Raw genomic sequence first — 12,212 nt, 5'->3', positions numbered from 1 at the left:
TAGCGATAGCCCGGTAAAATTTACTACGTAAAATCTGATTTTTACTTTGGAGTGGACACAAGATCGTTAAAAACAGACAAATAGCGATTTGCTTGTATGTCTAAAGTAAATTCTTGTTCCACTTTCTGGCGGGCGCGAATACAAAGTTTTTGATGCCGATGGGGATCTTCTAAAACCCAAGCAATTCCTCGCGCTAAGTCTTCTGTTTCATAAGGTTTAGCTAAATAGCCATTGGAGCAGTGTTCGATCAGATCGGGCAGTCCCCCAATATTAAATGCGGCACTGGGGATGCCACAAGCAAGGGCTTCCATGACTGTATTGGGCAAGTTATCTATCACTGAAGGGGCGACAAAAATATCTGCTGCTGCATAAACCGTTGCTAGGGAAATATCATCTGCGAGTTTCCCCAAATAGTGAGTTTTAAAACCCAGTTCAATGGGATTTTCGGGTTGAGAAGAGCCAAACACCAGCAACTCTATCCGATCTTTCCAGCCTGATTTACTGAGGCTTTGTAAAGCGGGTACGAGCAAGTTAAATCCTTTCCAGCGATCGCCTGTTCCACTTGCACCTCCAAAGAGTACAATTTGTTTATCTTGAGGTAAATTCAGGATTTCTCGCGCCCAGTGACGATTTATGGGTTTGTACTTTTGAGTATTGATGCCATTAGGAATTATTTCAACTCGAAAATCTTTGAATAAAGAACTAGAATGAGCGCATTTCGCTAACCAAACACTAGGGCTAACCAAAGTTAGGTTAAGCTTATCCCAAGCTTTAGCTTTCCGCTGCCACACCCACCGCGACAAATCCGAATCTTTATTACTGTGAAGTTGCGGACAACTACCACAAGATTGAGTGTAGCGATTGCAATCTTCACTATAGTGACAGCCACCTGTAAAAGGCCACATATCATGCAGCGTCCAAACTAAGGGCTGCTTAAACTTGGGAATACTTTCTACTTGTAAATAGCCCCCACAAACCCAGTGTAAATTAATAATATCAGGAGCGAGTATATCCACTCGATTCGATAGAGCATCTGGCAACACTTCTGTAGAAAATATAACGGGGTTTCTCTTAGGGTAGAGCCGCAATGGTGCGTTAGATAAAGTTGAAATAATCTTGTCAAACTTATTCGCAATACTATTCTGTGACGAAATTACATTGCGATCGGCACTACTCTTATTTTTTACCAGCATTTGCGAAGACACACCAATCCCCTGGAAACCTTGGTGCAGTCGATAAGCGGCGCGGGCAGCCCCCCCTTCACTATCAGAACTATTGAGAAGTACAACCTTCATTTCCCCTGCCTCTCCTCTAAATTTCTAGGTGACTTTGCCTGATTTTTTCAAAAGTTTATTGACTTTTTTTTGCACCTTCCTTAGCAACGGCGGATCGTAATCATATAAAGTGTTTTCAGTAAAATTATCTGCTTGCACATCCCGAATGGCAAAGGCTGGGTGTTTCATGGGAAATGTTATAGCTTCTACAGGCATATTACTATAAGGACTGTTGACATCCTCCGTATTAGTTCCCCCTACACCATGTCCGATATTAGAAGCTAAATTGACATTTGCAAGAATATTCATACCATTTTGAATAAAACTAGCAAATGTCCACTGAAAAGCCCAACTCTGTAATTTTTTTTCATAACAAAGCTGAAAAGTATTTGTCCAAACTTTCACAGCATGGGAGTCTCCTAGTACATCCATCAAAAAATTACCATCCCGAATTTCCGGCCACAACTTCATATCTAAATCATAATGCTGCCAAGCTCGCCTCCAACTCGCCCAGCTCCAGCAGTGATTATAGCGAGAAAAGTAGTAACTATAATCAGTTCTTTTTCGCCCAAACTGAACATTTTGACCAGAGATTGACAGAATCCGCTGATCGTCTCGGTAACGCTCCAGCAATTCTTCAGCGAAGCGGAAAAAAGTAGGATGAGGGAGACAGTCATCCTCAAGAATAATTGCCTCTTCCACTTGATCAAACACCCAATTCATACCGCTAGAAACCCGCAGGCGACAACCAAGATTTACGTCTGCGTAATTCTTCAAAACTTCGCAGTCCCAATCTACTTGGTCAATAATAGCTCTAGCAGCAGCACATTCTTGATCTTCTCCAGGCCTATCTGGACGTGGGCCGTCAGCAATTACTAGCAATTTGGGAGGTTTTGCCTGACGAATTGCCTCAAATACTTTAGCCGTTGTATCTGGACGTTTGAAGATGATAAAAGCGACGGGTGTTTGGATTCGGTAATTGAACATTTATGCGACTCTACTTTTTCTAGTAGTCTTCAACATCGGAATTAACAAGCTCAGCAGTCATCTGCGATTTAAAATTAAACCACTTCTGGAGCATCACAGCCGCTATGTATGCCAGTGTATCATTGCTAGTCTGATAGGGCAAAAATCTATAGCGAAAACTAGCCATTCTCGGGTCACGTTCTTGGTATAAAATATCTTGGGCAAAGTTCCCCCAACGCTCATCTATCAAATCAATTGTCATACCAGCATGAGCCGAAGGTAGCAACATATTAGAGCCGTGAAGACCAATTACTAAGCGGCTTTGTGAATAAACACGGCATATTTCCTTTTCAACTTTTTCATTAAAAGTATCTACTCTGTAATCTTCAATCCATTCTGGAAACTTAGTTTTTGTCCCCAAACCAGCTACTGCAAATTTTGCTTCAGGTACTTGCAACCTAATTTTCTCAAATAACTGCTGAATTTTTAAATTTTGCAATGGCAATGCCCTTTCTCGTTGATTTAGCTTTTTCAGAATTCGGAACAGCAAACCGTTAACTAATAAACGATCTTCCCGCCAAATAAAAGTGATTCTTGTTTCTGGCTCCTCAAATTTGTGTTTCGGAACTCTAGTAAACCGCGTGATGTCAAACTGGCTAGGATGAGAATGGGCTTCGCTGACATAAATTTCATCAAAGCGTTTAGTTTCTTCCTCTACAAACTCGGCGAAGCTGGGGTAGTAAGTTTGACCATTTTTTAAAGAAATAGGTACTGTCCAGACTTCTGCAACTTCATCAGGAACCATCCACCTTAGAAACTTAGGAACTATCACAACTAACCCGAAGTCCGAGTTGCATTCTAAGTGCCTTTGTGCATTTAGCAACTTCAGCAGGGAATGACCATAAAGATGATCGATACAGTTTAAGATAATTACCCGCTTGCTGGGTTTAAAAATCTCTTTTAAAATCTCCAGTTTTTCTGAGTGAGGATTTTGTAGTGAATTGAGTAATGGTTTGCCTAGCCATTCTTTTATGTTAGCAAATTTTGCAAAAACTTCCCCTTTGTTTGTATCAACTTGGACAGAGTTTCTGACTCCATGACCTACTCTTAACTCGTCGAGTATTTCGCTACCACATCCCGCGCACTTACAGTCCAGAACAATATGTATCCCTTGCCACAAAATTTTTTTTGCATTGAGTTCAGTGTCGCAATAGGGGCAATTCGAGCGCTGTTCGATTTTAGGTTTAATTTGAATCACTTTACTAATCCTCTGATTCTACAAGCTGCCTTGTATAAGTTAAGCGAGCGCCAGATGAAAGTTGCGAATGGGCGCAATTCCTTAATCAAGAAATTGACTAATATAATTACGTAAAAATAAGTTATCAGAGTAGCTGTGGTTGCTCCCAAAGCTCCATACTTAGGAATCAGCAAAAAGTTCAACCCTACATTTAAAGTAGATCCGACTACAGTCAAATAAAGACCGTAGCGCAACTGACCTTCTATGTTTAAATATGTGCTCCGTGCTACTCCAAAGTTACTGCCAAATTGCGCCCAAACATAGATTCCAAGCACCGCTGCTGACTGTGCATATTTGTCACCGTAAAGTAGATGCACTATCCAGGGAGAAAGTAATGATATCGGTATGGCAACTCCCAACCACAAAAATATCATTATATCAGAATAAATTTGAAATTTATTTAGATATTCTTCATAATTTGTCTTTCTCAAGTTCGCTAATTTGGGAAAAATAGAGCTGGATATGATCATCGGCAAAAAATCGCAGATTTCCGAAATTTTAACAGCGGCAGCATAATAGCCCAGTTCGGCATTTTTATTCATCGCACCTAGCATTATCTGATCCGTTTTTGAGTACACATAAACTGCAAATCCCGACAAAATTATTGGCCAACTCTCCGATAGCAGTTCCTTACACTTTTCCCAACTGAAGTGCCAATCCTTAATTTTATTCCCCGTAAGCTTATAAAAATATACATAAGCGATTCCTACCAATGCGACCTCTGTCAATCTAACCCAGGCGAAGGCAAGCAGGGGGGCTTTAATTGTTACTAACGCAATTCTGACAGCAGCAACTAAAAAACATACCGAATTTTTAGCAAACACTGTATATTTTGACTGGATTTGGGACTGGAACCAAAAATTGATAGCCTCAAAAGCATTAAAGATAGTTCCTGCTGCGATGATACCTACCAGCCACCGAGTCAGAGTGTCGTTGGGCTTGACTAGCGCAATCACGGTGACAGTTAACAACAAAGTGATGCAGCCACCAGTAAATTGCAGTCCGAAGGCCGTTCCCAGGGTCTCATTTTTGCATTCTGGGTCGCGAGCGATATTCCTCACTACCAGAGTACCCAACCCCATCGTTGCCACCGAACTAAACAGCGACACAAAGGCGATCGCGTAGTTGAGCAATCCAAATTGTGTCGGACCAAGATAGCGAGCCACCCAAAGGCCCACAAACAGGCCTAGACCCATCTGCAAGATTTGGTCAGTGAACAGCCAAGCTATGTTGCTGAGTACTTGGCGCAGATTAGGGCCGAGCCTTTGACTGACCGCAGTTAACTTATCTAGCATCAGAATATTTTAAATCTTTACAAAACACAAACGCGGTTCTAGCAGGGTCGGCAATCTCGCAAAATTAGACTGGTTGATCCTATAACAACATATCACAACTTGAGGGAACATCTCACTTTTGCAGCAGACCTAGAAATTGGAGTTTTTAGGCAGGAGGCAGAAGGAAAGAGGAAGAAGGAAGGAGCCAGAAGAAGTGTTTTTACAAATAGGAGATGTTCCCCAACTTGACCCCCGATCCGCCCAATAAAGCTTACTTCAATGGACAGTGCGAGCTAAAGAACGCCTTTGAGGGTTACTGGTGCTACTGTTAGAACTATTGTTAGCATTATCTATCGCAAGTCGAACCGTCAACATTACGTAACTCAGCCAAGGATTTCCTATATCTATAATATAACCTTCTGTGATGTTGCTCATAATAATAGAGACTAGAAAACAAATAGGTATTCCTGCTCCTTCCAACGTGCTACGACTCAAATACCGAACTGCGTAAGCTAAATTGAGCAGCAAGGAAGTCATCATTAAAATTAATCCCGGCCAACCGAAGGCTAACAATATCCCAATCCCCCCATTGTGAGGGTTTTCAGGTTGAAATCCACTAGGAGTATAAATAAAATAAGCAGGAGTACCCGCTCCTAACTTATCTTGTTGAAAAAATCCATCGTATCCGTAGCCAAACCAGGGACGCTGATTGACCGCAGCCATTAACTGCGGCCAGAATTCTGTCCGCCCAGTTAGAGTCAAGTCCTTGCCTAACCCACCTACAATAATATCCTCTAGGTTGTCTACTACAAAAACAGTCAGAATTATGCTGACGACCAGGAAACATATAATCGCAGTAAATGCCCACTGAAAAGTTAATTTTTTTAAAAAATTTAGTGAGGACACTGCAATTATTAATATGATAGTAATCACTAGAGCAGATCCCGATTTATTAGCCCTTACTAGGTAAAATGAAAAGAACATCATTCCCAAAGCAATCCAGCGCTCTTTCTGAGTTTTAGCTCCTTGAGAATAGTGCAAATACCAAAATGCCGTACAGAGAGCTAAGACTCCCCCCAAAGAATTTTTAGATTGGGTTAAGCCGACAAAATCGCCTGCTCCAGGGGGTTTCATTACAAAACTTGCCAAACCGATTGCCGTGTATCCCCAGCGCCAAAAACGAGATAAATCCTCCCATTTATATTGGGCTGCAATGTAAAACCCGAAAGCAGTAAATCCTGAAAAAGCTAGCCCTGCTCTTAGCGTTTCTTCAGGAACTAGAGACCATAATGTAGATAGTAATGGAAGTAATGTATAAAGTAAAAAAAAAGGATTCATCCTCAATATTTTAGCAAAAATCTCTATAAAATTGCTACTAAAAACTTTAACCCTTGAAGTTAAAACTAATACTACCCAAGGGTAAAAAAAATAAGGTATGAGTTTTAAGATACCACCTTCGGGATCTTTCAAGTTAACAAAATGCAAGTAATTAAAAGGAGGTTGTGTCAGAAATGGAGAGATAAAAATGTAAAGACCAGCAAAGCTTTTTTCTAAAGCCAGACCTACTTTTTTATAACTAGCAAATTGAAATAATAGTAGAGTTACTATCGCGACTATAGCAATTAGCATCCATGTCAAGGAAGAAGTACCTAAAATCAGCTCTTTCACCATATTTGGTATAGACACTGGTTGAGTCATAATTGCTTTCCTTTGTCACCAACAATATCAAATTATATAGATATAAAATATAGCCGTCAACCCGCAACCACGCTAACACAGAAATTAGGGATAAAGCAAAAATAGAGCATCCTTTTTTCGGCGATAGCTTAAAATAATGAGATTTTTGCCCCGCACTCAAAAGGCTACACTTATATAAATCATAGTCAATAAAATTAGGTGGTGTATGGTTAACACCCATTTTCCAAGACAGATAGCCCCGTCGGTTGTGGGTGTTGTCTTGTTTGCTTCCACTGTTATCGCTGACGCCAGAAGCACCCCGGCACAACTTCCCATCCCCCTAGGCGCAGAGCAAGCCCAGACGGTTCCGCCGGTTAGGAGAGCGCCGGAAAGCTATAAACTCGGCGGCGGCGATCGCATCCAAGTAGAAATACTCGAAGTACCCGAACTCAGCCGCGGCTACGAAGTCCTTTCCGACGGTTCAGTCAACCTGCCCCTGATCGGCTTGGTCTCCATCCGCGGCCGCACCTTAGTAGAAGCCACCAACATCATCCGCAACGCCTACCGCCGCGTCCTCAAAGACCCCATAGTCACAGTCAGCCTCGTCGCTGCCCGCCCCCTCAACGTCGGCGTCATCGGAGAAGTAACCAGGCCCGGAAACTTCACTATTACCCTAACTCCCGGGCCGGGAGCCTCGCCGAGTGTCCAGTACCCCACCGTCACCCAAGCGATCAGACTCGCAGAAGGCGTCACGGGTGTCGCCGACATCCGCAACATCCGCGTCCGCCGTCCCCAACGAGACGGCCCCGATCAAGTGCTCAACGTCAACCTGTGGAAATTCTTGCAAGAAGGAGACATCTCTCAAGACATCATTTTGCAAGACAGAGACACAATCGTGATTCCCACAGTCGCCAACTTCAACCAAGCAGAAGCTCGTCAATTTGCGACAGCAAACTTTTCGCCACCCCCAGAAAAACCTCGATCGATCTCCATCGTTGGTCAAGTCACCCGCCCAGGGGCTTACGTCGTCATCGGCGGCAACACCACAAACGACCTCAGCCGCGAAGGTTTCCCCACCGTCATCCGGGCCATTCAGCTAGCCGGCGGCATCACCTCCGATGCCGACATCCGGCAAATCCAAGTGCGGCGCGTCACCAGAAGAGGCGAACAAATTATCCCAGTCAACCTGTGGCAGTTCCTAGAGTCCGGCGACGGCGCTCAAGATACCATCCTCCAGGAGGGAGACACGATCATCGTGCCCAAAGCAACGATCGTCAACCCCGCAGAAGCTGGTGTGCTCGCGAACACTAACTTTGCTCCCACTGGCATTAACGTTTTTGTAGTAGGAGAACTCCGAACATCCCTCGATCCCTTGAGACTCCCAGCTAATGCCACGCTGAATCAAGCTTTAATTTCCAGAGGATTTTTTGGGTACGAGAATACCAGAGCTAGAAGAGATAAAGTTGAGCTAGTCCGCCTGAATAACGACGGTACAGCTACTAAACGGACGATCCAAGTCGATTTAAGTCAAGGAATTAACGAAGAAACCAATCCTCAACTTCGCAACAACGACATGATTATCGTATCTCGCAGGGGGCTCGTCAATTTTGTCGATCGCATGAACGCTGTAATAGGACCTGTCGGGCCAGCTACGGGAGTGTTAAATTTTATAAACGTTCTCCGATTTTTATTCAGGTAAGAAGGCGGCGGGTGAGGTGGATAATTCCTGGCAAAGGCTAGAATAAACGAAACAATAAGATTACCCAACCGCAACCTGGCCGCTTCAAAAATATCAACCTCAAAAACATCAACCTCAAAAATACCCTGGCTGAATATGGATAGCAGACAAGATTACCAACCCTTCACACCCAAATCGAATGGCAAACTGCCGGAGTTATCTGCTCAGAACTACAGAGATCACTTCGTAGAGGAGAGAGAAGAAGAAAAGCTAGACTTGTCTTGGTTGTTAGGCGTCGTGCGCCGTCGCTTCCTGGTCATGGCAGCAGCCACGATAGCTTTGAGCGCCCTGGCAGGAACAGCGATCGTCGCCACTTCTAAAAGCATAACGGTCGAGTATGAAGGCTCTTTTTCCCTGTTAGTAGAACCAGCCACGGCTGAAGGTTTGCAATCCAAACAATTAAACAATACCCAAGCGGCGGACTTAGCAAGAATTAATATAGAAGGAATTAGCCTACTAGACTACGAAACCCAAATTAGGATTTTGCGAAGTCCCAAAATGATGCAGCCAGTGATTGAGGAATTGCGGGCTTCGTATCCCAAAATGAACTATAGCGAACTGATCTCAAAAATGTCGATCCAGCGCATCAGCTACACGAAAGATGGCAAACAGCAAGGCACAAAAATTTTACAAGTTCGTTACAAAGATTCAAACCGAAAAAAAATTTACAGCGTACTGAATAAAATTTCTAAGGCTTATCTAGATTACAGCTTGCAGCAACGGCTGATGGGCATTAATCAAGGTATTAAATTTATAGATACGGAGATGCCCAAGCTCCGAGAAAGAGTGGAAATTCTGCAACTGCAAGTCCAAAGACTGCGGCAGCAAAGCAACTTGTTTGAACCTCAGATAGAGGGAAAATCTCTGTCTGAACAAGTTCAAAGCATTCGGGGTAAGCAAGTAGAAATTAGAGTTCAACTAAAAGGGATGCGAAACCTCTACCAAAGCTATGAAAAACTACTCAACGAAAATAATCCTCAAGGGCTGCTGATGACCCAAGGACAAGCTTACGGCGCACTCTTAGGTCAAATTCAGAGAATAGACTCGGAATTGTCATTAAAATTAGCTCAGTACAGAGAAGACAGTTTGCCAGTTTTAGCGTTGCGAAAAAGTCGGGAAGAACTGGTTTTAACCGCCACTCAACAAGCAAGAGAAGTGGTGATGAGAAATTTAGAAACCCAAATTAAAGAAGTTGAAGCGCGTGATCGCGAAATGACTGCTTTGCAAAATGGTCTCAACCAAAAAATCAGAAACTTTTCAGTTACAACCCGACAATACGACAATTTACAGCGGGAACTGCAAGTAGTTACTAAGAGTTTGTCGGACTTCTTGGCAAAACGAGAAGCCTTGCGGATTGATGCGGCTCAGCAGCAAATACCCTGGGTGCTGATAAATCCTCCGGAAATTCCGCTAGACAAATTTGGCAGGCCTATAACAGCTACCGTCAAACAAACCAAAAAACAGTTAGCGCTGGCAGTAATTTTAAGCAGTCTGCTGGGCATAGCAGTCGGCTTGCTTGTAGAGGTACTAAATACTGTGTTCCACACTCCAGAATCACTGAGAATGGCCACAAGATTGCCAATACTCGGGGTGATTCCGTTTACCAAAAAAGTCAAGCGCAGACCGCCAGCCAGACAGAGAAAACTAACATCGGCTCGATCGAACTCGAAAGTGGAAGTAGTCGAACTGGGCGAACCTAGAGATACTGCTTCGATGAGCGGGGGACCAAGTATTTTAAGCGACTTGGACTATCAATTTTTAGAAGCATTTCGATCGCTCTACACGAACATTCACTTGCTCAGTGCAGGCACGGCGATTCGATCGCTCTTAGTCGGCTCAGCCGTAGCCGGAGACGGCAAATCTACAGTAGCTTTGCACCTGGCAGCCACAGCAGCAGCCGTCGGACAGAGAGTGCTGTTAGTAGATGCAGATTTGCGCTGCCCGCAACTGCACGCGAAGTTAGGACTGCCAAACGTGCGTGGCTTGGGCGATGCCATTTCCACAGATCTCAGTCTCAACGACGCGATTCAACGAGCCCCGAACCAAGAAAATTTGTTCGTACTCACCGCAGGCCAAATTCCCCCCGATCCGATCAAGCTTCTTTCTTCCAAAAAAATGCACTATCTGATGGAGCAATTTCAAGCATTTTTTGACTTAGTAATTTATGACACCCCGCCACTAGCAGGCTTGGCAGACACCCACTTGATCGCAGCTCACACAGACGCTACGATTATGGTCGTCCAAATTGGGCAAACAGACCGATCGCAAGTTCGCAAAGTTTTAGAAGAATTAAAGATTTCTGGAGCTTCCGTCTTGGGAATCGTTGCTAATGGCTGCAAAAACACTGGTCACAGCTACCGCCAGCGCCCGGTTGTTTTAGACACGCTCTACGACCAAAAACTCTCGGCTTTAGGTACGAAACATCCTAAGTAGACAAATGTTGATGCAGGCGGCCGAGCGCCGCCGTCCTCAACCGGAAACGCACAACCAAGCTATACCCTCATTTTTTGATAATAGTACCATTTGAGAAAGAAAATGATAGACTAACGGACATAGCCTCGTGTGTCAACCGAGATTGCGCGGATCTTTAAATTTTGCGGTAATTACTCAGAAAATGATTGAGAAATCAGCAAAAGTGGGTAAACTACATTTAGCAGAGCGCAATCTCAATCAGGAAAAGACACCTTTGAAGGTGAACGTTAGTGTAAACGTTAATGAGAACGTTTCAACCCAGAAACTTGGTAGGGATTATTCTATGAGTACAGTTATGGTTGTTGATGATAGCGTCACTCTGCGGGAGATGATCGCCGACTTGCTCAAAGGTAGAGGACTCAACGTCACGGTAGCGAGTGATGGCGTAGAAGCTCTAGAACAGATCAAGGCTAACCGCCCAGATTTAGTCGTTCTGGATATCGTGATGCCCCGGATGAACGGCTACGAAGTCTGTCGCCGGCTCAAAAGCGACCCTAAAACCCAAAATTTGCCGGTGGTAATGTGTTCGAGCAAAAGCGAAGAGTTCGATCGCTATTGGGGAATGAAACAAGGAGCCGACGCTTACATCGCCAAGCCATTTCACCCACAGGAATTGGTCGGCACTATTAAGCAATTGCTGCGAGGTTGAGGTTGAGGAATAGGGACAGGAAAAAATTGTCTTGAGCGCTGATTATTTCTGCTCCCGCAGCCTCTCTAAACTACTCGATTGACAATAGTCCAAACATCCCCGTCCGATCGCACGTAGGGAACAGAAATACTCTTAAAACCAGTAATAAAAGGCTTGTAATAAACCTGCCAGTAGCTGGGACTAATTTGGTCGGCGATAGCTTTGAGTCCCTTCACTTCCGCCGCCAGTTCCGCCGCCAGTTCATTAATCCGTTCCGCGTGTCCCTGAGCGAGCAATCTTCCTTCTTCAACTTGCTCCTCCATCGGAGTGATTCTTTGCAACTTTACCGACTGCTGCTGTTTCTGACTCAGTTGAGCAGACAGAGCCGCGATCGCGTCATCTATACCCTTGACTTCGGCCGACACTTGTGCTGTTTCCCTCGCGTGACGCCGATAAGCATCGGCTATCGCTTGGGGGGAATCACCGGATGGGACAACATCGGCAATACTAAGCTGCTGGCGTTCCAGGCGCAATTCCTCAATTTGAGAGTAAATTGCTTCTATATCTGTCTGAAGTTTGTCCACCTAATTATTACCGCGTGGTTGTTGGATATTTTAGCATATTAACACAAACCAATCACCTAATCGGCATAGAAATTGCATATTTTAGGCGAACTCGAAACAAAGCCCCACAAGCAGAATTTTAAAAGTTTGAAAAATACAAATTTTTATATTTCTCTGTTGAGCGATTTCCGTCGATATCCAGTCGGGTTAATCAGGTCGTGTCCGGTATAATCAGCATTATAGATTTGTAGTGAGGAAGGCAAGTACGAGCGAGTTTTACTAGGATTAAAGTCGTCACTAAAAACACAATTCCCACTTCCAAT

At 44.0% G+C, this 12,212-nt stretch carries 9 protein-coding genes; 3 read left to right on the top strand and 6 right to left on the bottom strand.

All coding sequences use genetic code 11. From position 1 onward, the window contains the following. Positions 1–41 precede the first annotated feature (41 nt). The 5 genes from QUA25_RS17420 to QUA25_RS17400 all read right to left on the bottom strand — a co-directional run bounded on the left by QUA25_RS17420 (position 42) and on the right by QUA25_RS17400 (position 6,509). A complete protein-coding gene (locus tag QUA25_RS17420; protein ID WP_333039936.1) occupies positions 42–1,295 on the bottom strand; it encodes a glycosyltransferase family 4 protein in 1,254 nt (417 codons plus the stop codon). 24 nt (positions 1,296–1,319) lie between these two features. Beyond that, positions 1,320–2,261: a glycosyltransferase family 2 protein gene (locus QUA25_RS17415; protein ID WP_333039934.1), complete on the bottom strand. Its 942-nt coding sequence runs from the start codon at positions 2,259–2,261 to the stop codon at positions 1,320–1,322. A gap of 19 nt (positions 2,262–2,280) precedes the next feature. Continuing rightward, on the bottom strand, positions 2,281–3,498 hold the full coding sequence (locus QUA25_RS17410; protein WP_333039932.1) for a hypothetical protein: 1,218 nt from the start codon (positions 3,496–3,498) through the stop codon (positions 2,281–2,283). Then, positions 3,495–4,832: a flippase gene (locus QUA25_RS17405; protein WP_333039930.1), complete on the bottom strand. Its 1,338-nt coding sequence runs from the start codon at positions 4,830–4,832 to the stop codon at positions 3,495–3,497. The genes QUA25_RS17410 and QUA25_RS17405 overlap by 4 nt, the downstream gene beginning before the upstream one ends. 255 nt (positions 4,833–5,087) lie before the next feature. Beyond that, entirely contained in the window at positions 5,088–6,509 is a 1,422-nt protein-coding gene (locus QUA25_RS17400) for an O-antigen ligase family protein (protein ID WP_333039929.1), read from the bottom strand. Between the two features lie 205 nt (positions 6,510–6,714). On the opposite strand from QUA25_RS17400, the gene QUA25_RS17395 reads away from it, so the two are divergent. The 3 genes from QUA25_RS17395 (at position 6,715) to QUA25_RS17385 (ending at position 11,347) form a co-directional block, all read left to right on the top strand. Beyond that, the gene (locus tag QUA25_RS17395) at positions 6,715–8,187 is read left to right on the top strand and encodes a polysaccharide biosynthesis/export family protein (RefSeq protein WP_333039927.1); all 1,473 of its coding nucleotides are present in this window, start codon (positions 6,715–6,717) and stop codon (positions 8,185–8,187) included. A gap of 135 nt (positions 8,188–8,322) precedes the next feature. Beyond that, positions 8,323–10,659, top strand: a complete 2,337-nt coding sequence (locus QUA25_RS17390) for a polysaccharide biosynthesis tyrosine autokinase (protein WP_333039924.1) — start codon at positions 8,323–8,325, stop codon at positions 10,657–10,659. A gap of 322 nt (positions 10,660–10,981) precedes the next feature. Beyond that, a complete protein-coding gene (locus tag QUA25_RS17385; RefSeq protein WP_039886668.1) occupies positions 10,982–11,347 on the top strand; it encodes a response regulator transcription factor in 366 nt (121 codons plus the stop codon). Positions 11,348–11,412: 65 nt separating this feature from the next. On the opposite strand, the gene QUA25_RS17380 is transcribed toward QUA25_RS17385, so the two are convergent. Next, positions 11,413–11,910, bottom strand: coding sequence for a hypothetical protein (locus QUA25_RS17380; protein ID WP_333039921.1), 498 nt, complete (start codon positions 11,908–11,910; stop codon positions 11,413–11,415). Between the last annotated feature and the right edge of the window lie 302 nt (positions 11,911–12,212).

It is taken from the genome of Microcoleus sp. Pol17C6, assembly GCF_036701145.1.
Classification (GTDB): domain Bacteria; phylum Cyanobacteriota; class Cyanobacteriia; order Cyanobacteriales; family Microcoleaceae; genus Microcoleus.
The sequence above is the reverse complement of the archived record's forward strand: the minus strand, read 5'-3'. Positions and strand labels throughout refer to the sequence as shown.

Excerpts from the sequence above, each read along its gene's own strand:
- QUA25_RS17420 (WP_333039936.1), bottom strand. The coding sequence starts at position 1,295 with ATGAAGGTTGTACTTCTCAATAGTTCTGATAGTGAAGGGGGGGCTGCC.
- QUA25_RS17415 (WP_333039934.1), bottom strand. The coding sequence starts at position 2,261 with ATGTTCAATTACCGAATCCAAACACCCGTCGCTTTTATCATCTTCAAA.
- QUA25_RS17405 (WP_333039930.1), bottom strand. The coding sequence starts at position 4,832 with ATGCTAGATAAGTTAACTGCGGTCAGTCAAAGGCTCGGCCCTAATCTG.
- QUA25_RS17400 (WP_333039929.1), bottom strand. The coding sequence starts at position 6,509 with ATGACTCAACCAGTGTCTATACCAAATATGGTGAAAGAGCTGATTTTA.
- QUA25_RS17395 (WP_333039927.1), top strand. The coding sequence starts at position 6,715 with ATGGTTAACACCCATTTTCCAAGACAGATAGCCCCGTCGGTTGTGGGT.
- QUA25_RS17390 (WP_333039924.1), top strand. The coding sequence starts at position 8,323 with ATGGATAGCAGACAAGATTACCAACCCTTCACACCCAAATCGAATGGC.
- QUA25_RS17385 (WP_039886668.1), top strand. The coding sequence starts at position 10,982 with ATGAGTACAGTTATGGTTGTTGATGATAGCGTCACTCTGCGGGAGATG.